This is a genomic window from Streptomyces sichuanensis (assembly GCF_020328095.1).
Classification (GTDB): domain Bacteria; phylum Actinomycetota; class Actinomycetes; order Streptomycetales; family Streptomycetaceae; genus Streptomyces; species Streptomyces cinnamoneus.
This window is the reverse complement of sequence record NZ_JAIXMK010000083.1, coordinates 1-23258: the sequence shown is the minus strand read 5'-3', so window position 1 is coordinate 23258 and position 23258 is coordinate 1. Positions and strand designations below refer to the sequence as shown.

28 protein-coding genes are annotated in these 23258 nt (G+C 73.7%); 6 read left to right on the top strand and 22 right to left on the bottom strand.

Annotated elements, in window-relative coordinates; all coding sequences use genetic code 11:
• Positions 1-12: 12 nt before the first annotated feature.
• From LE181_RS22375 to LE181_RS22365, 3 genes are read right to left on the bottom strand one after another with little or no spacing between them, the layout of a single operon-like run.
• The gene (locus tag LE181_RS22375; protein WP_225663305.1) at positions 13-774 is read right to left on the bottom strand and encodes an HAD family hydrolase; all 762 of its coding nucleotides are present in this window, start codon (positions 772-774) and stop codon (positions 13-15) included.
• Positions 771-1937: an acyl-CoA dehydrogenase family protein gene (locus tag LE181_RS22370; RefSeq protein WP_225663304.1), complete on the bottom strand. Its 1167-nt coding sequence runs from the start codon at positions 1935-1937 to the stop codon at positions 771-773. The genes LE181_RS22375 and LE181_RS22370 overlap by 4 nt, the downstream gene beginning before the upstream one ends.
• Positions 1931-2950 (bottom strand): ScbA/BarX family gamma-butyrolactone biosynthesis protein, encoded by a 1020-nt coding sequence (locus LE181_RS22365; protein ID WP_225663303.1) that lies wholly within the window; start codon positions 2948-2950, stop codon positions 1931-1933. The genes LE181_RS22370 and LE181_RS22365 overlap by 7 nt, the downstream gene beginning before the upstream one ends.
• Positions 2951-3123: 173 nt before the next feature.
• Here LE181_RS22365 and LE181_RS22360 point away from each other — a divergent pair, with 173 nt between their 5' ends.
• Complete coding sequence (locus LE181_RS22360; RefSeq protein WP_225663302.1) at positions 3124-3774, top strand: ScbR family autoregulator-binding transcription factor; 651 nt, start codon at positions 3124-3126, stop codon at positions 3772-3774.
• Between the two features lie 103 nt (positions 3775-3877).
• Here the strand turns inward: LE181_RS22360 and LE181_RS22355 are convergent, their stop codons facing one another.
• Positions 3878-5041 carry an MFS transporter gene (locus LE181_RS22355; protein ID WP_225663314.1) on the bottom strand — a complete coding sequence of 388 codons (1164 nt, stop codon included), beginning with the start codon at positions 5039-5041 and terminating at the stop codon, positions 3878-3880.
• Between the two features lie 245 nt (positions 5042-5286).
• Between LE181_RS22355 and LE181_RS22350 the strand changes: the two genes are divergently transcribed.
• Together LE181_RS22350 and LE181_RS22345 are read left to right on the top strand one after the other, a co-directional pair.
• Positions 5287-5670: an ArsR/SmtB family transcription factor gene (locus LE181_RS22350; protein ID WP_225663301.1), complete on the top strand. Its 384-nt coding sequence runs from the start codon at positions 5287-5289 to the stop codon at positions 5668-5670.
• A gap of 96 nt (positions 5671-5766) precedes the next feature.
• On the top strand, positions 5767-6906 hold the full coding sequence (locus tag LE181_RS22345) for a competence/damage-inducible protein A (RefSeq protein WP_225663300.1): 1140 nt from the start codon (positions 5767-5769) through the stop codon (positions 6904-6906).
• Here the strand turns inward: LE181_RS22345 and LE181_RS22340 are convergent.
• The 5 genes from LE181_RS22340 to LE181_RS22320 form a co-directional block, all read right to left on the bottom strand.
• Complete coding sequence (locus LE181_RS22340; RefSeq protein WP_225663299.1) at positions 6791-7237, bottom strand: hypothetical protein; 447 nt, start codon at positions 7235-7237, stop codon at positions 6791-6793. The two genes, LE181_RS22345 and LE181_RS22340, sit on opposite strands and share 116 nt — an antisense overlap.
• A 57-nt stretch (positions 7238-7294) precedes the next feature.
• Positions 7295-7888, bottom strand: a complete 594-nt coding sequence (locus LE181_RS22335) for an NADPH-dependent FMN reductase (protein ID WP_225663298.1) — start codon at positions 7886-7888, stop codon at positions 7295-7297.
• Positions 7889-8046: 158 nt separating this feature from the next.
• Complete coding sequence (locus tag LE181_RS22330) at positions 8047-9294, bottom strand: GNAT family N-acetyltransferase (RefSeq protein WP_225663297.1); 1248 nt, start codon at positions 9292-9294, stop codon at positions 8047-8049.
• A gap of 266 nt (positions 9295-9560) precedes the next feature.
• A complete protein-coding gene (locus tag LE181_RS22325) occupies positions 9561-10556 on the bottom strand; it encodes an asparaginase (RefSeq protein WP_225663296.1) in 996 nt (331 codons plus the stop codon).
• Between the two features lie 51 nt (positions 10557-10607).
• Positions 10608-11234: an RsiG family protein gene (locus LE181_RS22320; RefSeq protein ID WP_225663295.1), complete on the bottom strand. Its 627-nt coding sequence runs from the start codon at positions 11232-11234 to the stop codon at positions 10608-10610.
• 153 nt (positions 11235-11387) lie between these two features.
• On the opposite strand from LE181_RS22320, the gene dtd reads away from it, so the two are divergent.
• On the top strand, positions 11388-11813 hold the full coding sequence (gene dtd / locus LE181_RS22315; RefSeq protein WP_225663294.1) for a D-aminoacyl-tRNA deacylase: 426 nt from the start codon (positions 11388-11390) through the stop codon (positions 11811-11813).
• Between the two features lie 45 nt (positions 11814-11858).
• On the opposite strand, the gene ygfZ is transcribed toward dtd, so the two are convergent.
• From ygfZ to LE181_RS22285, 6 genes are all read right to left on the bottom strand, one after another.
• Complete coding sequence (ygfZ, locus tag LE181_RS22310) at positions 11859-12839, bottom strand: CAF17-like 4Fe-4S cluster assembly/insertion protein YgfZ (RefSeq protein ID WP_225663293.1); 981 nt, start codon at positions 12837-12839, stop codon at positions 11859-11861.
• A 51-nt stretch (positions 12840-12890) separates the two neighbouring features.
• The gene (locus LE181_RS22305; protein ID WP_225663292.1) at positions 12891-13343 is read right to left on the bottom strand and encodes a Fur family transcriptional regulator; all 453 of its coding nucleotides are present in this window, start codon (positions 13341-13343) and stop codon (positions 12891-12893) included.
• A gap of 19 nt (positions 13344-13362) precedes the next feature.
• Positions 13363-14391 carry an ABC transporter substrate-binding protein gene (locus tag LE181_RS22300; protein WP_225663291.1) on the bottom strand — a complete coding sequence of 343 codons (1029 nt, stop codon included), beginning with the start codon at positions 14389-14391 and terminating at the stop codon, positions 13363-13365.
• A gap of 8 nt (positions 14392-14399) precedes the next feature.
• A complete protein-coding gene (locus LE181_RS22295) occupies positions 14400-15167 on the bottom strand; it encodes an ABC transporter ATP-binding protein (RefSeq protein WP_225663290.1) in 768 nt (255 codons plus the stop codon).
• Positions 15167-16264: a FecCD family ABC transporter permease gene (locus LE181_RS22290; RefSeq protein ID WP_225663313.1), complete on the bottom strand. Its 1098-nt coding sequence runs from the start codon at positions 16262-16264 to the stop codon at positions 15167-15169. Before LE181_RS22290 ends, LE181_RS22295 begins: the two co-directional genes overlap by 1 nt.
• 240 nt (positions 16265-16504) lie before the next feature.
• On the bottom strand, positions 16505-17104 hold the full coding sequence (locus LE181_RS22285) for a heme-binding beta-barrel domain-containing protein (RefSeq protein ID WP_225663289.1): 600 nt from the start codon (positions 17102-17104) through the stop codon (positions 16505-16507).
• A 246-nt stretch (positions 17105-17350) separates the two neighbouring features.
• On the opposite strand from LE181_RS22285, the gene LE181_RS22280 reads away from it, so the two are divergent.
• Positions 17351-17716: a DsrE family protein gene (locus LE181_RS22280; RefSeq protein ID WP_190112726.1), complete on the top strand. Its 366-nt coding sequence runs from the start codon at positions 17351-17353 to the stop codon at positions 17714-17716.
• Between the two features lie 45 nt (positions 17717-17761).
• Here LE181_RS22280 and LE181_RS22275 read toward each other — a convergent pair whose 3' ends face one another.
• The 7 genes from LE181_RS22275 to LE181_RS22250 form a co-directional block, all read right to left on the bottom strand.
• Complete coding sequence (locus LE181_RS22275; protein ID WP_372458455.1) at positions 17762-18103, bottom strand: DUF3099 domain-containing protein; 342 nt, start codon at positions 18101-18103, stop codon at positions 17762-17764.
• A 58-nt stretch (positions 18104-18161) separates the two neighbouring features.
• On the bottom strand, positions 18162-18449 hold the full coding sequence (locus LE181_RS22270; RefSeq protein ID WP_225663287.1) for a DUF1416 domain-containing protein: 288 nt from the start codon (positions 18447-18449) through the stop codon (positions 18162-18164).
• 26 nt (positions 18450-18475) lie between these two features.
• Positions 18476-19318: a sulfurtransferase gene (locus LE181_RS22265; RefSeq protein WP_225663286.1), complete on the bottom strand. Its 843-nt coding sequence runs from the start codon at positions 19316-19318 to the stop codon at positions 18476-18478.
• Positions 19319-19474: 156 nt separating this feature from the next.
• Positions 19475-19555 (bottom strand): putative leader peptide, encoded by an 81-nt coding sequence (locus LE181_RS32685; protein WP_359364022.1) that lies wholly within the window; start codon positions 19553-19555, stop codon positions 19475-19477.
• Positions 19556-19766: 211 nt separating this feature from the next.
• Positions 19767-20465: an LmeA family phospholipid-binding protein gene (locus LE181_RS22260; RefSeq protein WP_225663285.1), complete on the bottom strand. Its 699-nt coding sequence runs from the start codon at positions 20463-20465 to the stop codon at positions 19767-19769.
• A gap of 178 nt (positions 20466-20643) precedes the next feature.
• Positions 20644-21933, bottom strand: a complete 1290-nt coding sequence (locus LE181_RS22255) for a hypothetical protein (protein ID WP_225663284.1) — start codon at positions 21931-21933, stop codon at positions 20644-20646.
• 10 nt (positions 21934-21943) lie between these two features.
• Positions 21944-22231 (bottom strand): MoaD/ThiS family protein, encoded by a 288-nt coding sequence (locus LE181_RS22250; RefSeq protein ID WP_190112763.1) that lies wholly within the window; start codon positions 22229-22231, stop codon positions 21944-21946.
• 166 nt (positions 22232-22397) lie between these two features.
• On the opposite strand from LE181_RS22250, the gene LE181_RS22245 reads away from it, so the two are divergent.
• On the top strand, positions 22398-23258 hold an 861-nt coding region (locus LE181_RS22245), incomplete at its 3' end, for an ABC transporter permease (RefSeq protein WP_225663283.1).

The following is a 23258-nucleotide window of genomic DNA, read 5'->3' as shown; positions in this document are numbered from 1 at the left end:
CTGCGGAGCGTCCTACGGGACGGCCGCGGACCGTGCGGTGCGGGGGCCGGCGGCCGCGGAGAGGACGGGCCAGCCGTGGTGGCGCGCCCGCGCCAGCAGGTCCGGGTCCCCGCCGACCACCGCCGGCCGGCCCACGGCCCGCAGCATGGCCAGGTCGCTCGCGTGGTCGCCGTAGCCGGAGCAGTCCTCCGCGGGCAGGTGCAGCCGGGCGAGCAGCGAGGCCACGGCCCGGGCCTTGGCCTCGCCGATCATCGGGCGGCGCACCTCGCCGGTGAGGACGCCGTCCGGCCCGGTGATCTGCTCGGTGCACAGCACCAGGTCGGCGCCCACGTCCCGGGCGAGGGGGTCGAGCAGCGCGTGCGTCGAGCCGGAGACCAGCACCACGCCGTGGCCCGCGTCGCGGTGGCGGTCCAGCGCCGCGATGCCGGCGGTCACGAAGGCCGCCCGGTTGCGGCGGTAGGCCGCGTACCACTGCTCGCCGGCCCGCTGCAGCCGGGCGAGGGGGACGCCGGCGAACCGGCGGTAGTAGGCGCGGTTCCGCTCGGCCCGGTCGGCGCCGGCCGGCAGTGCCCGGGCCACGCGGCCCGGGTGGCCCTCGCCGCCCAGGAATCCGCCGGGCTCGGACTCCAGCGTCCAGTAGCTCCAGAAGTCGAGCATGCTCTTGGCCGCCAGCACCGTCTCGTCGACGTCGAAGAAGGCGATGTGCCCGGCGCGGGCGAGCCGTTCGGTCCCGGAGCGCGGGCCCGCGCTCCGCTCGACGGCGGGCGCGCTCACGCGTGCCCCCCGTAGGCCGCACCGGCGTACGCGGCGGAGGCCGCCTCGAAGCCCAGGGCGGCGTGGCCGGCGGCGGCGCCGACGTCGCGCCACCGGCGCTGCAGCGAGTCGCTCTCCATCTGGCCGCGGATGCCGGAGGTGCGGAAGAGCCGGTCGACGGCCTCGACGCACATCTCGGCGGCCACGGCCGCGTCCCGCTGGTTCTCGGCCGTGCTCAGGGGTGTGACGGCGCCGCCGTCCGCGCGCTGCGCGGCCTGCAGGAGGAGCAGCCGGGCGGCCTCGATCTGTGCGGAGGAACGGGCCAGCACCTGCTGGGCGGAGGGCGTGTCGCGGGCCGGACGGCCGTCGACGCGCCGCCGCACCGCCGTCGCCTCCCGCCACTCGCGCAGGGCGCCGCGCGCACCGCCGAGCACGGGCGCGGCGAACATCAGCGCGGCGACCATCGGGTACGGCACCTGGTGGCAGCGCGCCGCACCGGGCTGGGCGGGCAGCAGGTCGGCGAGGGTGAAGGAGCGGTGCGCGGGGACGTGGACGCCCTCGCAGGCGACGGAGTTGCTGCCGGTGCCGCGCAGCCCGAGCGTGTGCCAGGTGTCCAGCACGGTGACGTCCGCGCGGGGAACGGCGAAGATGCGGTGCTCGCCGGGGTCGGCGGCGCCCGTGGGGCGGCTCGCGAGGAGCACCCAGTCGGCGTGGTCGACGCCGCTGGCGAAGGACCACTGCCCGTCGATGCGCCAGCCGTCGCCCTCGGCCACGGCCGTGCCCTGGGGCGGGACGATCGAGGCGGCGATCCGCACGTCGGGGCCGTCGGCCCACAGGTCGCGCTGACCGGCCTCGGGCAGATACGCGGCCAGCCGGCCGTGCGCGGCGTACAGCGTGGCGCACCAGGCGGCCGATGCGCAGGTCTCCGCGATCTGCGCGGCGCTCTCCAGCAGCGCGGTGAACGTGCCCGCGCTGCCGCCCCAGCGGCGGGGGACGAAGTGGCGGGCGAAGCCCGACTCGCCGATCTCCGCGGCGAGTTCCGGGGTCAGGCGCCGGCCCTCCTCCACGGCGGCGGCGTCCCGTCCGGCGATCGCGGCGACCTGTTCGGCGGCGACGGCCAGCGGGGAGAGCTCGGGCATGCCGGGCGGCGGGGTCAGGGGGGTGGCGGGTGCGGTGCTCAGCATGCCGTGCTGCCTTCCGTGCCGGGCAGGGCCGGCCGTACCAGCGCGGAGGCCAGGGTCCGGTCCTGCTGTGTGGCGGTGACGTTCAGGTAGGGGCCCGCCCGGAAGACGGGCTGGGCGGAGATGGTGACGGGGGCGTCGAGTTCGCCGAAGGAGTGGAAGGCGGTGCTCGCCGAGGCGAGGGACACCGGGCGGTGGGCTCCGGCGCCGCCGTCGGCGGCCGTCAGGACGTGCGCGGCCTGGCGGAACGCCTCCATGAGGACCATGCCCGGGATGTGGTCCGAGGCGTGGTCGAAGAGGACGGGGTGGTTCTGGTCCATTCGCAGCTGCCACGTGCGGGGGCCGGCCGTCCGGGCGGCGCCCGGCACGTCCGCCAGCAGGACGTCCGAGGTCCGCTGGTAGCCGACGGCCGCGGGATGCAGGGGAGTCGCGCGCTCCCACGCACCGGGAGCGGCGGGGGAGACGGGGTGGCGGTGCCGGATCCGGTCGTACCGCTCGGGGCTCACCGCCTGCCAGCTCTGGCACGCCGTGCCCAGGCGCCGTTCCCCGTGGTGGACGGTGGCCCGCAGCCGCATCCCGAAGCGTCCGGGACCGGTGGTCGTGGGCACGAGGGAGGCGTCGAGGGTCAGGGGCAACGGGCTGCCGTCCCCGGCCGGCAGGGGCTCGTCGAGGTCGAAGCCGAGGTCGCACAGGACGAAGGGACGGTCGGCCGGGACGCCGTAGAAGCGGTGCGACAGGAAGATGGTGGTCTGCCGGACGGTCTCGACGAGGAGCATGGGATCGGCGTGACCCCCGCTCCCGCGGTGGGTCAGGAACCGGTCGCGCGGCCACAGGGCGGCGACGGCGAAGCGGTCCTCGGCCAGCCGCCGGGCGTCGGTCAGGAACACTTCGGCCGCGGCGGCCTTGTGGACGGTGTGGCGCGGGACGCGGTGGGCGTGGCCGAGCCCCCGTCCTAAGCCCGGCAGCGGGCTTTCGCCCCGGGTGGACGACGGCGAAGGTGCAGTGGTGGCAGGCATGTGACGAACTCTCTCCCCCAAGGAGCCGACAGCTGTCCGGGAAGGCCCGGACCTGCGGCTCCCATGATCGGTATGACCGCAAATCGAAAATATACCGGCGGGAAGGTATATTGCAATGGCCGTCCGGAGACCCCTCGCCCGGAGGCCATGTCAGGGAAGAGACGGAGACCCAGATGGCGAACGAGGCACCACCGACGTCCGCGTTCTCGGCGAAACCCATCGCCGTCACCCGGGGGCCCGCCCCCAAGCAGGACCGGTCGATCCGGACCAGGGCCCTCGTCCTGCGGGCCGCCGCGGAGCTCTTCGCGGCGCAGGGCTTCCGGCGCACCTCGGTCAAGGACGTCGCCGACCGGGTGGGCATGACCAAGGGCGCGGTGTACTTCCACTACCCGTCCAAGGAGGTGCTGGCGGTCGCCGTCGTCGAGCACCTCTACGCCCGTTGGCCGGTCCTGCTGGAGGAGATCCGCGCCGAGGGCCTCGGCCCGCTGGAGACCGCCGAGGAGATGCTCAACCGGGCGGCCCTCGCCTTCCGCGACGACGTCATCGTCCAGGCGGGTGCCCGGCTGCAGATCGAGCGACCGGAGATCGACGCCGAGCTGCCAACCCCGTACGTCGACTGGACGCAGCTGCTCACCGAGCTGCTGACGGCCGCGGACGCGGACGGGCTGCTGCGGCCCGGCGTGGTGCCGGAGGCCGCGGCCCGGTCGCTCGTCGCCGGGTTCTTCGGCATGCAGCACATCTCCGACGTGCTGGAGCACCGCGCGGACATCGCCCAGCGCTGGCGGGAGCTCAGCGACCTGCTGTTCCTCGCCATCCGTGCGTAGGAACCGCCCGTACACGCGACAGCGCACCGCGGGCGATGCCGCGGTGCGCTGCAGAGGGCGGGGGTTCCCTCTTCTCATGGGAGCTCGTGGAGCCGGTGCGTCCTTACGCGGCCCCGGCCGTCCGGCGGCGGCCGGTGAGGACCACGAGGCCGCCGGCGACCGCGAGGCCGATCAGGACCACCGCGAAGGTGGTGGCGCCGCTGGTCAGGCCGATCGCGTCGCTGAGGTAGCCGGCCGAGACGGGCAGGGCGCCGGCGGGGATGTAACCGCCCACGTTCAGCGCGGCGTTGGCCTCGGCGAGGCGGGCGCCGGGGACCGAGGAGTTCAGCAGGGAGAGCCCGCCGAGCTGGCCCATGCCCTGACCGGCGCCCGCCAGGACGGCGGCGACGACCAGGAAGGCGACGGAGGAGGTGTGCACGGCGGCCATCAGGGCGGCCATGCTCACCACGATGCTGGCCGCGCCGCCGAGCAGGATGGTGCGCACCGCGAGCTGCTTGACCGCGAACTGCACGCCGGTGGCGGCGAGGAACATCACGAAGGCCATCGCGCCGGCCACGATGCGGCTGGTCGTGCCCAGCAGGCCGGAGAGCAGGGACGGGCCCAGCGAGAGCACGAACGACGTCGAGGTGATGCCGGGGGCGAAGACCGCCACGCCGAGCAGGAGCTGGCCGCCGTTGCCCTGCGGGACCTTGGGAAGCCGGATCCAGGCACCCTTGCCGACGGTGGCGGGACGGCGCACCGGCATGCGCAGGACGGTCACGAACGCCAGGGCGAGCAGGGCGAGTTCGACGAGGAAGACGGTGACGGTCGGGCCGGGCAGCGTCTCGGAGAGCACACCGGCCAGCAGCGGGCCCAGGCCCGCGCCGAGGACCATCGCGCAGGAGGCCAGCAGCGCGCCGAGCCGCTTGCGGTCGGGCCCGGCGACGTCCGTCACCGCGGCCATGCCCGCGGAGACCACGGCGCCGACGGCGATGCCGGTGAACAGCCGGGCCACGATCAGGGCGGCCACCGAGGTGGCCGTCGCGAAGATGCCGCAGGCCAGCGCCGCCAGCACCAGCGCCGGGATCAGGACGGGCTTGCGGCCGACCCGGTCCGAGACGACGCCCGACACCAGCAGCGAGCCGATCAGGCCGACGATGTAGAAGGCGAACACGACGGTCAGCGTGCCCTTGGAGAAGCCGATGTCGCGCTGCCAGAGCCCGTACAGCGGGGTCGCCGCGTTGGAGAGGATGAACACCGCCGTCACCGGCCAGGCCGCCAGCCAGATCCACCACCGCGGAGCGAGCGCGGGGGTGGTGGCCTCCGCCGGAGTGGGTGCCGTCGTACGGGCGGCGGTCCGGCGGGTCGCGGCTTTCTCGGTGGTCCTGTCCGTACCGGGCTCCGCAACAGCGGGCGCAGGGCGGGTGAACGTCACGGCGGTCTCCTTGGGCGAGCTCCATTACGAGTTGAGTCGAACATAGCATGTAGTACGATTGAACTCGTACATAGGAATTGCGTTATAAGGGGGCGCCAATGGCACCGACAGCCGCTACCCGGGCCACCATCAAGGTCCTTCCCGTACCCGACGACCTGCCCGAACCCCTGCCGGAGCCAGCGGTGGAGGACATCCGCCTGGAGGCCGTGATGGGCGCGCTGAGCGACCCGCTGCGCATGGGCATAGTCCGCAAACTCCTCCTGGAATCCGAGCAGTTCGACCACCCGTGCGGCTGGTTCGGGCTGGACCGGCCCAAGTCCTCGCTCACCCACCACTTCAAGGCCCTGCGCGAGGCCGGCGTCACCCGGCAGCGCCAGTACGGGCTCGAACGGCGCAGCCACGTCCGCGTCGACGACCTCGACGCCCGCTTCCCCGGGCTGCTCGCCCTCGTCGCCGACTGGACGCCGCCCCAGGCGTCCTGACGCACCGGCGGCGGCGCGGGACATCCGCACGCGGGCCCGCGCCGCCGCCCTCCAACTCCCCCGTCCGCCACCACTGTTCCCCCAGGAAGCCGTCGCATGAGCATCGAAGAGACCGTTCCGGCACCGGTGCCGGAGCCCACCGCCGCCGTCCTCACCGTCGGCGACGAACTGCTGTCCGGAGAGGTGGCCGACACCAACAGCGCTGCCGCGAGCATCGCCCTGCGGGGCCGCGGCTACCGTGTGACCGAGCACCGCACGGTCGGGGACTCGCTCGGCGCCATCTCCGCCGCGATCCGGTCCCTGCTCCACGCCGACGCCGTCCTCGTCATCGGCGGACTGGGCCCCACCTCCGACGACGTCACCCGCTTCGGCCTCGCCGACGCCCTCGGCCGCGAGCTCGAACACCGCGCCGAGGCGTGGGACGCCGTCGTCGCGCGGCTCACCCGCTTCGGCCTCGCCGTGCACGAGAGCAACCGCCGGCAGGCCCTCTTCCCCGAGGGCAGCGAGCTGCTGCCCAACGCCAACGGCACCGCCTGGGGCGCCCTCCTGACGGCCGGTGACACCCGTATCGTCCTGCTGCCCGGCCCGCCCAAGGAGTGCCGGCCGATGCTCACCGACGCCCTGGACCGCTTCGCGGCCGCCGTCGTGCCCGCCGACCGCGCCCGCTGGCGCACCCTCGGCCTCATCGAGGGCGACGTGGCCGCCGCCGTCGACGAGGCCGTCGCCGGCAGCGGCACCGGCGTCACGCCCTCGTACCGCTGGCACTACCCCTTCGTCGACATCGGCCTGTCCTGCCCGCCCGGCGCCCACCCCGCGCTCGAAGCCGACATCGACGGCATCCTCGACGGCCACGTCGTCAGCCGCGCCGGACGCACCGCCTTCGAGGAACTCGCCCTCGCCGCGGAGGGCACGGCCCTGACGCTCGACGACCGGCTCACCGAGGGCCTGCTCGCCGAGCGCCTCGGCGGGCTCGGGCTGCTCGCCCCCACCCGTGCCGGCCGCCCCGTCGAGGCCATCGCCTGGGCCGAGGGGCCCGGCCCGGACACGGCACAGGAGCACGCCGCCACCTGGGACCTGCGCTGCACCGTCCGGACGGAGGCCGGCAGCCGCACCTTCGCCCTCACCGTCCCCCGGCGGGGACCGGAAGTGCTGGAGTACGCGGCGGAGTTCGCAGCGTGGAGCGTTCTGCGAGCCCTCCGGGCCCCTGCGCCGCACCCTGCTCGAACGCCTTCCTGAACGCCGCCGCGCCCAGCACCGCCCGCGCCGCCGCCGTGATCCGGTCGACGTCACCGCGCTCGGCCGGCGGCAGCGGTGCGCCCGCCGAGGCGCGGGCCGCCGCCCCGTCGCCGGCGGCCTCCAGCGCGGCCCGGGCGCTGCGGCGGCCCTCGCCCAGCCGGCCGCGCAGCAGCCAGTACCGGGACAGCGCCGCCACCAGCCGCAGCGCCTCGTCCGTCGCACCCTCGCGCACCGCCGCGTCGAGCGCGGCCCGCAGATTGCCGCCCTCCGCGTCGAGCTCCCGCAGCGCCTCGCTCTGGCCCGGGCCGTCGACGGCGGCCTCGCGCAGCACGTGGCCGTACCGGCGGAGTAGGCCGGGGGCTGCCCGTGCGGCGAGCAGGACGGGGGACTACTTGCCGTACGGGCGGACCTCGCGCGCCTCGCGCAGGGCCACGGCCCACCAGGTGAGCTGGTCGAGCAGCGCCTTCGCGGCACCGGCCGCGGAGGTGCCCGCCTCCTCGTCGAGGTGGCGGCCCGTCTCGTCCAGCTTGCCCCAGGGGCTGTGGAAGCTGACGGTCTCCCGGATGGTGACGGCGTGCAGTTCGGCGAAGACGGGCCGCAGGTGCTCGACGGCCCGCAGGCCGCCGGAGAGCCCGCCGTAGGAGACGAAGGCCACCGGCTTGGCCTGCCACTGGGTGTAGTGCCAGTCGATGAGGTTCTTCAGGGCCGCCGGGTAACTGTGGTTGTACTCGGGGGTGACGACGATGAAGGCGTCCGCCTCGGCCAGCCGGGGGGTGACGGCGGCGAGGGCGGCGGCGTCCTCGGGGCCGGGCTCGCGGCTGAGGTGCAGCGGCAGCGGGTGATCGGCGAGGTCGATGACGTCGACCTCCATGTCGTCGCGGCGCGAGGTCTGTTCGGCCAGCCAGTTGGCGATCGTGGGGCCGAAGCGGCCCTCGCGGGTGGAGGCGACGACGACGGCGAGGCGGTACGGGCGGTTCGACATGGCAGAAGGTCTCTTCTCAACGGGCCGGAAAGCAATGGGGTGCAGCGTCCCGGGGCCGTGGGCCCCGGGGGCTGTTGAGAAGAAGCCTCTTACCTCAACCTAGCTTGAGGTCAAGCCCTGGTTTTCTGAGCCGCGTACGGGCCTGCGGTGCGGGGCGTTCAGAACATGTCGGGGCACCACGGCCGGCGGGCCGTGCGCAGCATGAGCTCGGCCCGCTGCGCCGCGCCGGGCCGCTCCTCGTCGAGCAGGCCGAGGGCGGCGAGCCGCACGGGGGACTCGTCGCCCAGGCAGAGGGAGGCCAGTTCGGCGACGCCCAGGGAGAGTTCGGCCGGCCGCCTCGTGGGCGTGCAGCTCGCGCCGCCGGGGCCGGCCTCCAGCAGGAAGCGCCCGCCGGCCGGGCCCGCCGGGTCGGCGACGTCGAGGACGAGCGAGCCCGGGCAGGCGTACGTGCGGGCCCCCAGCAGGGCCGGCACGTCCAGTGGCCGCAGCCACAGGAAGTCGGACTGCAGCGCGACCTTGGCCGCGCGCGGGTCGGGCAGCAGGAGCGGCAGGAGGTCGTCGGGCGGCAGGTGGCCGGTTTCGACCCTGGTGATCCAGTCGACCGACAACAGGAAGTGCCACAGGGCCCGTTCGGCCTCGGGCGTCATCGCGAGGAAGCCGCGCACGACGGCGGTGTTCTTCGGCCGCTGGGCGTCCCACAGCTCGTCGACGGTGTAGGTCAGCAGGCCGTCCACCTCGCCGCCGGGGGAGCGGTACAGCACGTAACAGGGCTCGGTCCAGGACGGGAAGCCGGGCGGGCGGGGGATGTCGCCGGTGGCCAGCCGCCACCAGCGCTCGCTGCGGTCGACGACGCCGTGCCGCACGGCGCGCAGCCGCTCGTGCAGGACGGGCCCGAGCCGCCGTACGGTCGCGCCGTCCGTGAAGTCCACGCGGCCGCCGTCCCCGGGGCCCGCGTAGCGCCTGTCCAGGCCGGTGCGGGCCACCTCCACCTCCCAGTCGGTGACCCAGGCGGCGGGGCCGAAGCCGAACCGGCCGTAGATGGGCCACTCGGAGGCGACGAGCGTCGCGGCGGCGTCGCCGCGCTCCTTCGCCACGCGCAGTTCGCGCGCCATCATGCGGCTCAGCAGCCCGCGGCGGCGGTGCGTGGGCGAGACGGTGACGTTGGAGACGGCGCTCACCGCGACCGGCGTCCCGCCGGGCACGGTCAGCTGCTGGGCGAAGCTGCGGAACGTGCCCACGCACTGCTCCGCGTCGAAGGCCCCCTGCGCCCGCGCGAGGTCGGTGCCCGCGCGGCGGATCTCTATCTCCTCCTTCGTCACCACGGGAGGTTGCAGGAAGCCGGCGCGCATCGCGCGGATCCAGTCGGGGAGGTCGCCTTCATCGATCGTGCGCACGTCGAGGCTCATGCCAGCACGCTAGGCGCGTGCCGCCGCCCGGCGCATGCCCTTTCCGACGCACTTCAGCGTCTCTGACGCACGTCACCGGCCGGTGTGCGCGGGGCGCGCACGTACGTCACGGACCCGGCACACGCCCCTGCCGCACACGCCCCGGCCGCACACGCCCCTGCCGCACGCGCCCCGGCCGCACGCGCCCCTGCCGCACACGCCCCTGCCGCACACGCCCCGGCCGGGACGGTGACCGGACGCGGTGGCTGGAAGGCGGTGCGTGGCGGCTAGAAGGCGGCGCGTATCCCGCCGACCCGCCGGCCGCCGCCGAGCAGCGGCTCCTCGGCGATGCGGGCGATGACCGGGGACTCCACGCCCATGATCTCCAGGGCGCGCGCCAGCACGGGGCCGAGGGCCCGCGAGGCACCGTCGTTGATCTTGAAGGCGAGGGCGCGGCCGTCCGGCAGGGCCAGCGCCTGGACCGCCTCGGCGCCCATCTTCGACAGGGCGCCCGGCACCTCGCGCATCAGCCAGGTGTCGGGGCGGCGGGTGCCGGCGACGTACTCGGGGTGGGCCCGCATCGCGTCGGCCACCCGGCGCTCGGGCGTGCCCGGCGCGGCCAGCACGAAGCTGCGGAAGGCCCGGGCCAGGCCGGTCAGGGACAGGGCCATCAGGGGCGCGCCGCAGCCGTCCGTGCCGACGTGGACCACGGACTCGCCGCTTGCCTCCTCCACGGTCCGCAGCACGAGCTGCTGCAGCGGGTGGGCGGGGTCGAGGTAGTCCTCCACGGACCAGCCGTTGGCCACGCAGACGGCGATCATGGCGGCGTGCTTGCCCGAGCAGTTCATGGTCACCCGGTCGCGGACCCGGCCGGACGCCAGGTACGCCTCGGCCTCGACGGGGTCGAGCGGCAGGTCGGGCGGGGTCTGCAGAGCGTCCTCGGAGATGCCGAAGTCGGCGAGCATCTTCCGCACGAGGTCGAGGTGGAACGTTTCACCGGAGTGGCTCGCGGAGGCCAGGGCCAGCCGCTCGCCGGACAGCTCCAGCCCGGCCCGCAGCATGGCGGCCGCCTGCATCGGCTTGTTGGCGGAGCGCGGGTAGACCGGGGCCGCCGGGTCGCCGAGCGCGAAGTCCACGGTGCCGTCGGCCGCAAGGATCACCAGCGAGCCGCGGTGCCGGCCCTCGACGAAGCCCGAACGCACGACCTCCGCGAGGGCCGGGGGTATGCCGGCGCCGTCGGACGCAGTGCCGTTCGCGGGCGAGGCAGGGGTCGAGGAGGTCATCGTCGGCCTTCCGGGGGTGGTGCGAGACCGCCTGCGGCGCCCGGCGGGCGGTCACGTCAGGAGGTCGTCTACTTGTGCTTCCCCTTCACGGTACCTTCGGGCCATCTCCGCACTGCAATCGTCGGCCGTGCGCTGCAGCCCCTGCCGTCGCACGGAGACCTGCCGCTCGTACGCCTCCAGGCGCCCCATGCCCTCGCGCAGCTCGCGGTCGGTGCGCGCCCCCAGGTCCGACAGCTCGACCTCCGAGAGCATGTCCTCCGCCAGCCGCCGGTACTCCTCGCCGTGCGGGGGCCCCAGCGTCACGTGACGGGCGGAGGAGCGGTGGGCGGAGGGCCCGTCGGAGAGGATCTCGGTGAGCCGGTCGACCAGCAGCCGCTCCACCGCCGGGGACTCCGGCGCCGCCCGGCGCGCCAGCTCGGCCCGGAGGATGTCGATGCGGCCCTGCAGGAGCCGGCGCACATAGCTGAGGTCGGCCTCGTCGCGCCGGGCCTCGCGGCGCATCGCCCGCAGCTCCGGGAGCCCCAGCTCGTTCATCCGGCGGCCGGGGACGTCCGCCAGCCGCCCTGAGCGCTGGGTCGGGGGTCTGGCGTGCAACGGTTCACCTCCGCCTGCGCGGAGCTTCACGGCCGCCCGGTCCGCCGCCGCGAGCTTGCTGCCGTCCTCGGTGGGTGTGGTCATGCGGTTCCGTCCCCTCGGGCGGTGTGCGGCAGGATCACCTTGCCCATGCCCGCATCGGGCACCGCCTGCACGCATCGTGCCATTCGGTGCGCCCCGGGCGCAGGGTCTCTCCACCCGAACGGCCCTGAAGGACCGCAGGGCATCATGGTCCGTATGCGTGCAGTGGTGCAGAGGGTGAACGGCGCGAGCGTCGCCGTGGACGGGCAGGTCGTCGGCGAGATCATCGGCGAGGGCCTGTGCGTGCTGGTCGGAGTGACGCACGACGACACGGACGCGAAGGCGGCGCAGCTGGCCCGCAAGCTCTGGTCGCTGCGGGTGCTGCAGGACGAGAAGTCGTGCTCGGACGTGGGTGCGCCGCTGCTGGTGATCTCCCAGTTCACTCTCTACGGTGACGCCCGCAAGGGGCGGCGGCCCACGTGGAACGCCGCCGCGCCCGGCCCGGTGGCCGAGCCGCTCGTCGACGAGGTCGTCGCGCAGCTGCGGGCCCTGGGCGCGCGGGTGGAGACGGGCCGGTTCGGGGCGGACATGAAGGTCTCGCTCACCAACGACGGCCCGTTCACGGTGCTGCTGGAGGTCTGAGCCGGGCCGCGGCGCATCCGGGCCCGGCGGCGGCGTCCGGCCGGGCTACGGCTCGACGACCGTCTCCTGGGAGGCCGCTGTGGCCTCGCCGACCAGCAGCGGGGCGTCCACGGGAACGTTCCGCTTCACCAGGGCCAGGGCGATCGGGCCCAGCTCGTGGTGGCGGGCGGAGGTCGTGACGAAGCCCAGCTGGCGGCCCTCCGGGCCGTCCGCCGCCAGCCGCACCGGAGCCCCGTGCGCGGGCAGCGACACCTCGCTGCCGTCCAGGTGCAGGAACACCAGGCGGCGCGGCGGCTTCCCCAGGTTGTGGACGCGCGCGACGGTCTCCTGCCCCCGGTAGCAGCCCTTCTGCAGGTGCACGGCGACACCGATCAGGCCCAGCTCGTGCGGGATCGTCCGGTGGTCGGTCTCCAGGCCGAGCCGCGGCCGGTGGCCCTCGACGCGCAGGGCCTCGTAGGCCAGCACGCCCGCCGCCGGGCCGTGCGCGGCGGCGAACTCCGCCAGCTGCGCCCGCGGCAGGAACAGGTCGCGGCCGTACGCCGTCTCGCGCACCACCACGCCCTCGGGCGCCTCCGCGATCGAGCCCGCCGGCAGGTACGTCACCGCGATGTCACCGGTGCGGTCGGTGACGTCGACCTTGTAGAAGAACTTCATGCTCTCCAGGTAGGCGATCAGCGCCTCCCGGGTGCCGGGCTCCACGTGCGCCCAGGTCGTCTCCCCGTCGTCCACCAGGTACAGCGCGTGCTCGATGTGGCCGTGCGGGGAGAGGATCAGCGCCTCCGTCGCCCGGCCGGGCGGCAGCTCGCTGACGTGCTGGGTGAGCAGCAGGTGCAGCCAGCTGAGCCGGTCGGGGCCGGTGACGGTGATGACGCCTCGGTGCGAGAGGTCCACGAAACCGGACCCGCCGGCGAGCGCGCGCTGCTCGCGGAACGGGTCGCCGTAGTGCGCGGCGACGCCCTCGTCCGGGCCCTCGGCGGCGACGGCACCGGGCAGCGACAGCAGCGGGCTTGACGTGTGAGGCAGCATGCGGACAAGCCTACGGGGCGCCGGGCGGCGCGTTCGAGGACGGCCCGGGGCTCACGGCTTCGGCTCCGGGGACTCCTGCGCGGAGACCTCCGAGGAGCACCCGGCGCACCGGCCGAAGATCGCGAAGTGCCTCATGTCGGTCTCGAAGCCGAAGTCCCGGCGCAGCTGCGCGGTGAAGTCCGCCGCCACCGACAGGTCGGCCTCGATCACGCCCGTGCAGTCCCGGCAGACCAGGTGTATGTGGTGGTGCCGGTCCGCGAGGTGGTAGGTCGGGGCGCCGTGCCCCAGATGGGCATGGCTGACCAGGCCCAGCTCCTCCAGCAGCTCCAGCGTCCGGTAGACCGTCGAGATGTTCACCCCGCCCGCGGTCTTGCGGACCTCGGTGAGGATGTCGTCCGGCGTCGCGTGCTCAAGGCGGTCGACCGCCTCCAGGACGAGCTGGCGCTGCGGGGTCAGCCGGTAGCCGCGCTTACGGAGGTCGCTCTGCCAGTCGGTGTCCACCACGCTCCCAGTCTAGGCAGCCTCAGCGCTCGCGTACCCCCTTCAGGTAGTCGGCCAGGGCGGCGATCGCCGCGGGGTTGCGGGGACTCTCGACGAGATCGACGTAGTCGAGGACGAAGACGCGGTCGTTCTTGACGGCGGAGACGTTGGCGAGCGGCGGGTAGGACATGAGGAACTTCTTCTTCTCCCCGGCGCCGACCTCCCCGTAGTTGTTGATGACGATGACCTCGGGGTCGCGGTCGACGACGGTCTCCCAGCCGACCGTCACCCACGAGTCCTTCAGGTCCTTCATCACGTGGTCGCCGCCGGCCTTGGTGATGATGTCGTGCGGCCCGGCGAAGGCCCCGGCGGTCAGCGGCTTGTCCTTGCCGTCGTCGTAGAGGAAGACGCGGGGCGCCCGGCCGTCCCGGGGAACCTGCGCCTGGGCGTCCGCGACGCGCTTCTTGAAGCCCTCGACGAGCTTCGCCGCCCGGTCCTCGACGTCGAAGACCTTCCCGAGCGTCTCCAGGTCGGTGTAGAGCGCCTCCAGCGGCGGCATGACGCCCCGCGCCTTGCCCGTGGTCCCGTTGTGGCAGGACTCGGTGAGGACGTACGAGCCGACGCCGAGCTTCTTGAGGGCCTCGGGGGTGAAGCCGTTGCCCTCGCCGAAGCCGTAGTTCCAGCCCGCGAAGACGAGGTCCGCCTTAGCGTCCAGCACCAGCTCCTTGTTGATCTCCTTCTTGGACAGCCACTTCGCCTTGCCGTAGCCGCTCTTCCAAGGGGCTTCGCCCTTGTCGTCCCGGCTGGAGCGGTAGTCCGGCGCCACGTAGCCGGCCATGTGGTCCTCCAGGCCGAGGGCGAACATGATCTCGGCGATGCCCACGTCGTTGGTCACCACCCGCTGCGGCGCCTTGTCGTACGTCGTCCGCACGCCGCAGTTCTCGACGGTCACGGGGTAGTGGCCACCGGCGGCCTTGCTCTGTTTGCCGTCGGGGGCGTCCGAAACCTTCGCGCCGCACCCCGTGAGGGTGAGCGCGGCGAGCAGGGCGGTGACGGTGCGGGCAGTGCGCATGGGAGTCCTCAGGGCAGGCGGTCGAAGAGCAGTTGCGGGGCGCCGGACACCGGGTGCGGCACGCGGTGCGCCCGTACGCCGAAGACCTCGGCGAGCAGCCCGGCGGTCAGCACCGCGTGCGGCGGGCCGGACGCGACGATGCGGCCGGCCGCGATGACGTACAGCTCGTCGCAGTGGGTGGCGGCGAGGTTGAGGTCGTGCAGGGCGGCGAGCACCGTCAGTCCCGAGCCGCGCACCAGCGCGAGGACCTCCAGCTGCTGGGCGATGTCCAGGTGGTTCGTGGGCTCGTCCAGCACCAGCACCTGCGGCTGCTGCGCCAGCGCCCGGGCGATGAGCACCCGCTGCTTCTCGCCCCCCGACAGGGTCAGGAAGCCCCGCCCGGCCAGGTGCACCGCGCCCACCCGCTCCAGCGCCGCCGCACAGACGTCGGTGTCCGCCGCCGTGGCCCGCCCGGCCGTACCCTGGTGCGGCAGCCGGCCCATGGCCACGACCTCGGCGACGGTGAAGTCGAACTCGCTGGAGGACTCCTGGGGCAGCGCCGCCAGCCGGCGGGCCCCCTCGCGCGCGCCGAGGGCGTGCAGGTCGTCCCCGTCCAGCAGGACCCGGCCCGCGGCCGGCCGCAGGGCGCGGTAGACACAGCGCAGCAGCGTGGACTTGCCGCTGCCGTTGGGGCCCACGAGCCCCACGACCTGCCCGCTGCCGGCCTGCAGGCCGATGTCCTCGACCAGCCGCGCCCCGGCGATCTCCACCGACAGGCCCTCGACGTCCACCCGCATCAGGCACCCCCGAAGACGTAGCCGCGCCGCCGCATCAGCAGCACGAAGCACGGCACGCCGATGAGCGCCGTGATCACCCCGACCGGCAGCTCCACCGGCGCCAGCAGCAGCCGGGAGACGAGGTCCACCCACAGCAGCAGCACCGCCCCCAGCAGCGGCGCCACGGCCAGCACCCGGCGGTGGTCGGCGCCGACGAGCATGCGGGTGACGTGCGGGACCATCAGCCCCACGAAGCCGATCGCGCCGCTGACGGCGACCACGGCCCCGGTGACGGCGGCCGTGACGACGAACAGCACCCTGCGCAGCCGTTCGGCGTCCACGCCCAGTGCGGCGGCGGTCTCGTCGCCCATGGCGAGCGCGTTCAGGCTGCGCGCCGACCACAGCAGGTGGCCGATGCCGGCCAGGACGACGGCGGCGGCGATGGGCACCGACGACCACGTGGCGCCGCCCAGGCTGCCGAGCAGCCACATCATCGCCGAGCGGGCGGCCTCGCCCCGGTCGGCGCTGAAGACCATGAGCGTGGTGACGGCGGAGAAGCCGTAGTACATGGCGCTGCCGGTCAGCACCAGCCGCAGCGGTGTCAGCCCGTGCGGGGTGCGCGCGGCCGCGTAGACGAGCACCATGGCGACGAGCGCGGAGGCGAAGGCGGCACTGGACAGCGCCCACACCCCCAGCGAGCCGAACGCCCCGAAGAGCAGTACGGCGTTGGCGCCGACGGCGGCGCCGGAGGAGATGCCGAGGGTGAACGGATCGGCGAGGGCGTTGCGCACCATGGCCTGTGCGCCCACCCCGAGGGCGGACAGGCCCGCCCCGACGACGGCGGCCAGCAGGGCGCGCGGGAAGCGCAGCTCCCAGATGATCGTGTACGCGGAGAGCTCGTCCGGCCCGATCGTTCCGCCGCTCAGCCCGGCCCACAGGTAGCGCATGGCCCTGCCCCAGCCGACCCCGGACGAACCGAGCGCGGTGCAGCACAGCAGCGACAGCAGCAGGGCGAGGGACAGGCCGGCCAGCAGCGGTGGCAGGGGAAGCCGCCGTGACGGCAACCGTTGCGACGGTCCGGGCGCGCCGGGCGCGGGGCCCGCCGCCTGCCGGCTCACGGCCGGGAAATCTGTCGCCACGGGTGGTACGCCTTCGGCTCGGGCCGTGGCGCGCGGGTGCACGTACGCGTGCGTACGTGCCGGTGCCCTCTCGCAGTCCACGGCGAGTCGTGCAGGAGCGGTACGCCGCCGCGGGTGATCGGGCTCGTGAAGGCCCCCGAGGGGGCCTTCACCTACCGTTGCGGGTCAGCGCCGGACTCTCACCGGACTTCCCCCGCGGGGCGCGAAAGTGCTGTCGGCTCAGGGCTGCTCGGGGTTGTACGGCGTGCCGTCCTCGCGGAAGAAGGAGACGCCGTCCGGCAGGTCCTCGGGGAGGTTGCGCGCCCACGTCTCCAGGTCCTGGGGGACCTTCTTGAGCTGCGCGGACATGTACGGCCGCAGCGGCACCTCGGGGGTGGCCTTCTCGCCGACCCACATCAGGTCGCCCTTGACGTAGCCGTACAGGCGCTTGCCGCCGGAGTACGGGCCGGAGGCGGCCGTGCGGGCGACGGCGTCCGTGGCGATGTCGATCTGCGGCTTCTTGTCGGCCAGCTCGCCGTACCAGACCTCGACGACGCCGGAGTCGCGGATCATGACGATCTCGACCTGGCGGTTCTCGTCGATGCGCCAGTAACCGGACTCGGTCTCCAGCGGCTTGACCGGCTTGCCGTCGGCGTCCAGCACCCAGGAGTGCGAGACGTACTCCAGGAAGTCCCGGCCGTCATGGGTGAAGACGACTTCCTGCCCGAAGTTGCACTTCTCGGCACCGGGGAAGTCGGCGACGCCCGCGCCCTCCCACTTGCCGAGGAGGAAGACCAGGGGCACGAGGCTGGGGTGAAGGTCGGACGGAATCTCGATCATGAGCTCAGGCGATCTGTAGAGGGTGCGAACGAATGGGTCAGCGCTGGCCCTGGTACAGCTTCTTCCAGGTCAGGCCCGCGAAGGCGAGAACGCCTACGGCGACCAGGACGAGCAGGGTGGTGAAGACTGCCTCAAGCACGAGCGCGCTCCTCGGTCGGGGGTGAGGGTGGTACGGGTACGGACCGGGCACGAGTCTAGTCGGCCGTCCCGCGGGTGGCGCTGTGAGGTGGATCTAGCATGGCGCGTATGGCGAAGAAGCTCGTGATCAAGGTGACGGCGGGCGCGGACGCGCCCGAGCGGTGCTCGCAGGCGTTCACGGTGGCGGCCGTTGCCGCGGCCAGCGGCGTCGAGGTGTCGCTGTGGCTGACCGGGGAGTCCTCGTGGTTCGCGCTGCCGGGACGGGCGGCGGAGTTCGAGCTGCCGCACGCGGCGCCGCTGCCGGACCTCATCGAGGGCATCCGGGCGGCCGGCGGGATGATCACGGTGTGCACGCAGTGCGCGGCGCGCCGGGACATCGAGGAGAAGGACCTGATCGAGGGCGCGCGCATCGCGGGTGCGCAGGTCTTCGTCAGCGAGGCCATGGCGGACGGCGTGCAGGCGCTCGTCTACTGACCGTTCAGGGGCCGTCTCGTCGTCCACCGGTTGTCCACGGGTCGTCTACGGGTCGCGGGGCTCCCGGTGCTCCCACGACCCCGGGCGGCGTTTGCCGTCCAGCTCGTCCCACCACTCGTCCGACTTCGGGTCGCCCGACGGATCGTCCCACCAGCGGTCGTCGGGCCCCCGTCGGTTGGCGACGACGGCCGCGACCGGCGGGATGACCATGGCGAACAGGCACATGCCGACCGCCGCGGGGACCGACCACAGGCGCACCACGGCCCATGCCAGGACGAACATGCCGATGCAGGTGCCCATCATGGCGAAGTAGAGATGGCGTCGCCGCGCGTACACAGTTTCACGGTACGACCGGAACGCGGTCAGCGCGAAGGGCCGTACCCCCAGCAAGGCGTCCAACCCCGGGGTACGGCCCTCCGGCCGTTCTGTCGTCCGACGCCTCGCGTCAGACGGCGATGGCGACGTCCGCCAGCGCGCCCTTCTCCGCGACGACCGTGCGGTCGGCGCTGCCGCCCGGCACGAGCGCGCGCAGCGTCCAGGTGCCCTCGGCGGCGTAGAAGCGGAACTGCCCGGTCGCGGACGTGGGCACCTCGGCGGTGAACTCGCCGGTCGAGTTCAGCAGCCGCACGTAGCCGGCCACAGGCTCGCCGTCGCGGGTCACCGAGCCCTGGATGGTGGTCTCACCGGGCTTGGCGGTCGACGCGTCGGGGCCGCCGGCCTTTGCTCCACACATGTGCGTTCCTTTCCGTTGCCGTTGGCTCAGTTGGCGCCGAGTTCGATCGGCACGCCGACGAGCGAGCCGTACTCGGTCCAGGAGCCGTCGTAGTTGCGGACGTTCTGCTGGCCGAGCAGCTCGTGCAGCACGAACCAGGTGTGCGCGGAGCGCTCGCCGATGCGGCAGTAGGCGATGGTGTCCTTGGCCAGGTCCACGCCGGCGCCCTCGTAGAGCTCCTTGAGCTCGTCGTCGGACTTGAACGTGCCGTCGTCGTTGGCCGACTTCGACCAGGGGATGTTGCGGGCGGTCGGCACGTGACCGGGGCGCTGCGACTGCTCCTGCGGCAGGTGCGCCGGGGCGAGCAGCTTGCCGCTGAACTCGTCGGGGGAGCGCACGTCGATCAGGTTGAGGGAGCCGATGGCGGCCACGACGTCGTCGCGGAAGGCGCGGATCGAGGCGTCCTGAGGCGTGGCGGTGTACGTGGTGCGGGCGCGCTGGGGGACCTCGGCGACGAGGTCGCGGGAGTCGAGCTCCCACTTCTTGCGGCCGCCGTCGAGGAGCTTGACGTCCTGGTGGCCGTAGAGCTTGAAGTACCAGTAGGCGTACGCCGCGAACCAGTTGTTGTTGCCGCCGTAAAGGACGACGGTGTCGTCGTTGGCGATGCCCTTCGAGGAGAGCAGTTCCTCGAAGCCGGCCCGGTCGACGAAGTCGCGGCGGACCGGGTCCTGGAGGTCGGACTTCCAGTCGATGCGGATCGCGGTCTTGATGTGGTTCTTGTCGTACGCGGAGGTGTCCTCGTCGACCTCGACGATGACGGTCTTGGGGTCGGCTGCGTCGATGCGGGCCTGGACCCAGTCGGCGTCCACCAGGACGTCACTGCGGCTCATGCTGTTCTCCTCCGGGGCAGGTGCGGGATGCGCCCAGCGTGTGCGGATGCGGCGCGGCCGTCGTCCTGTCGTCAGGGCGTGCCGCGCGGCGGGGGGAGCGGTGGTGCGGGGAGGCGGCCGGAAGACGGCCGAAGGGGGAGCCGGATGCGGTCCCCGTCAGGCATGGCGACACAGCATGGCGGCCACGCGGCACAGGTCCACTGCCCGCCGCTTGGTGAGATCCGCCTGTCGCTTCATAGGGGCGATCGTAGGGAGGGACGGGGAGCCCTGTCACCAGGTCGCCGAATAGTGAGACAAGTTGTCTCGAACAATGGGATGAACGGCGTGATCGTTGCGCCTCGCCCACCCTCCGGGGCCCGCACGGCTCCGCGGAACGCCCGCATGGACTGCCGTACGGACGTGCGCGTCTCGTAGCGTGGGACGGCCGTGCGGCCGGCCGGGTGGGGTCTCAGCCGGCCAGGTTGACGTCGGTGCCGGTCAGCGTGATGTCGACGCCGGTCGGCGTCGCGACGACCTTGTCGAGCTTGATGCCCTTGGGCAGGCCCGCGATCTGCCGGTCGAAGTCCGTCTTCTCGCGGATCTTCTTCTCCAGGCCCGGGATGCCCTGGGTCGGCACTTCCTCGGCCCGCACCCGGATGGTCGTGCCGTCCACCACGGTCACCGTGGAGATGACGCTGCGCTCGACCGGCTGCCCCATGACCGTGACCTTGCCGGTGACCTTGACCTGGCCGGGGCCCTGGCCCGCGTGGGCGACGGAGACGGTGGGGTCGCCGGCGGCCTTGGTGAGCTCCTCGTAGGAGAGGTGGGCGGTGCCCGTGGCCCGGCCCGCGACGGCGGAGGAGAAGCTGCTGTCGATGCGGACGTCGTGCAGCTGGGCGTCGAAGCTGCTGACCTTGACCGAGCGGTCGCCCGCACCGGCGGTGACGCCGTCGAGCTTGACGTCGACCTCGTCCAGCTTGGAGGAGGCGACCTGGGTCAGGAAGGGGAAGCCCTTGATCGAGACGTCGGGGGTGCCGGAGAGGCCCTGGCTGCTGCGGATCTTCTCCGCGGCCTGGCTCTCGGCGAAGTAGACCGCCGCCCGGTCCGCGGCCACGAAGAGGGCCCCCAGGATCACGGCGACGATCACGAGCGTGCGTATGGCGCGCATCGGCTGTCGAACCCCCAGCTACTAGGTCGGGCCGGTCCGGCCTCGGTCGGATCAGGCCCCCTGGCCTGCTTCTCCGTGAGCCTAACCGGCCCGGCCCGGACCGCACCGGGGCGGGCTGTAACCGATTTGTAACCGATGTGCCGCCCCGGCACCGTTCGTGCCGGGGCGGCGGTGTCCGTCAGCCCAGCGCGCGGCCGAGCACGTAGACGGCCGGGGCGGCGAGCGCCAGCGGCAGGGCCACGCCCGCGGTCATGTGGACGAACCGGGACGGGTAGTCGTAGCTCGCCACCCGCAGGCCCACCAGCGCACAGACGCCGGCTGCCAGGCCCAGCAGCGCAGCCGCGCCGCCCATGCCCGTCAGCTGGCCGCCCGCGACGCCCGCGCCCGCCGCCGCGAGCACGGCGACGACGGGGGCGGCGACCGACGGCAGCGGCAGGGCCCGCGCCAGCACGGCCGCGGCCACGCCGAGCGCGCCGACCACGACCGCGTCGGGGTCCGCCGCGAGGTGGCCGCCCGCCATGACCGCCAGCGCCGCGGAGGCGGTGGCCGCCGTCAGCCCGTACAGCCGCTCGTCGGGCGAGGCGTGGCTGCGCAGCTGCAGGACGACGACCAGCAGAATCCATACGCCCAGCGTGCCCAGCATGACCGTGGGCGCCTTGTCGGCGCCCGCGACCAGCAGGGCGACGTCGGCGACCACACCGCCGAGGAACGCCAGCGCGATGCCCTGCCGGGCCGGCCACATGCCGTTCAGCCGGAACCAGCCGGCCGCGGTGACGGCCTGCAGCAGCACCACGGGCACGGCCAGCGCGGGCCGTGCCAGCGGCGCCGCGCCCGCCAGCAGCAGCGCCAGCCCCGCGGTGATCAGCGCCGGGAGCATCCCGGGCGAGACGATCTGCGGCCGGCCCTCGGCCTTCGCCTTCTCGGCGGCGGTCATCGGCCGCCCGGCCTCCGCCGGCACCGCTGCCGGCACCCCGGCCTCCGGCCGTGCGTCCGGCAGCCGGTCGTCCGCGAAGGACACCTGCGCCACGGGCACCGCGGCGGCGGGCGCGGCCGCCCCGTGCGGCGCCCGGTGCTGCTGCCAGCCCCCGGCGTCGCCCTCGTCCTGCCACGGCGGGTCGTAGGCCGGCTCCGCGGCCGGCGCCGGGGCGGGCTGCTGCTGCCAGCTGCGGGCGTCCCAGGACTGGGTCTGCCAGGTCTGGGTCACCGGCTCGTCCTGCGCCGGGTAGTCGTGCTGCGGCCAGGCCGCGGGAGCCTGCGGCTGCTGGTGCTGCTGGTGCTGCTGGTGCTGCTGCGCGGAGTGCGGGGCGGGCGCCTGCTGGTCGTACGGGTAGGCGTACGCCTGCTGGTCGGGCCCGTCCTGCGGCGCGGTCCGCGGCTCGTACGGGGCGTACGGCTCGTACGGCCGGTGCGGCTCGTAGGGCCGGTCGTACGGCGGCTCGTACGGGTTGCGGTGGTTCTGCTCGCTCATGCTGCCGGGGTCACCCTCCTGCGAAGGGCGGGAGCACCTCGACCGTGCCGCCCTCGGCCAGTTGGACCGTCGAGTGGTCGCGTGTGCCGACGGGATCGCCGTCCACGAGGAACGAGCAGCGCGCGAGCACGCGCGCGAACTCGGGCTCGTCCTCGTGCCGTCGCCGGGCCGTGGCCAGCGCGTCCGCGAGCGTCCGCGCCGTGTACGGCTCCTCGGCCGTGCCGGCGGCGGCCTTGGCCGCGGCCCAGTACCGGATCGTGCCGGCCGGAGGTTCCGGCGGCCCCGGCTGTGCCGGCAGCTGCGCCGGCCGAGCCGGTCGTGCCGGGTGTGTCGTCGCCACGGCGACCCCTTCAGTTTCTTGCCGGTGTCTTACCGCCCCCCATGATGACGGGTGCCGGGCCGGGCGCCGTCCACAGCCGGTAAAGGAGGGGCCGTGTGGAGGGGTGCTCGCATAGGCTTCCTGTGTGTTGGTACGACTTCTCCGGGCTCATCTGCGGCCCTATTCCCGAGCCATCGCGGTGGTCGTGCTCCTGCAGCTCGTGCAGACGCTCGCGACGCTCTACCTGCCCACCCTCAATGCGGACATCATCGACAAAGGCGTCGTCAAGGGCGACGCCGGCTACATCCTGACCACCGGCGGGCTGATGCTCGCCGTGACCCTCCTGCAGGTCGTGTGTGCCGTCGGTGCGGTGTACTACGGCGCCCGCACGGCCATGGCGGTCGGCCGGGACCTGCGCGGCGCGGTCTTCGACCGCGTGCAGTCCTTCTCCTCGCGCGAGATGGGGCACTTCGGTGCGCCCTCGCTGATCACCCGCACCACCAACGACGTCCAGCAGGTCCAGATGCTGGCCCTGATGACGTTCACGCTCATGGTGTCCGCGCCCATCATGTGCGTCGGCGGCATCGTGATGGCGCTCAACCAGGACGTGCCGCTGTCCGCGCTGCTGCTGGCGATCGTCCCCGCGCTGGGCCTGATCGTGACGCTGATCGTCTGGCGGATGCGGCCGCTGTTCCGGGGTGTGCAGGAGCGCATCGACACCGTGAACCGGGTGCTGCGCGAGCAGATCACCGGCATCCGTGTGATCCGCGCCTTCGTCCGGGACACGCACGAGCGGAAACGATTCCGGGCCGCCAACGACGACTTGATGGACGTCTCCCTGCGGGCCGGCCGGCTGATGTCGCTGATGTTCCCGTCCGTGATGCTGGTCGTGAACGTCTCGTCCGTCGCCGTCGTGTGGTTCGGCGGACACCGCATCGACGGCGGGGGGATGCAGATCGGCGCGCTGACGGCGTTCCTCAGCTACCTCATGCAGATCCTGATGGCC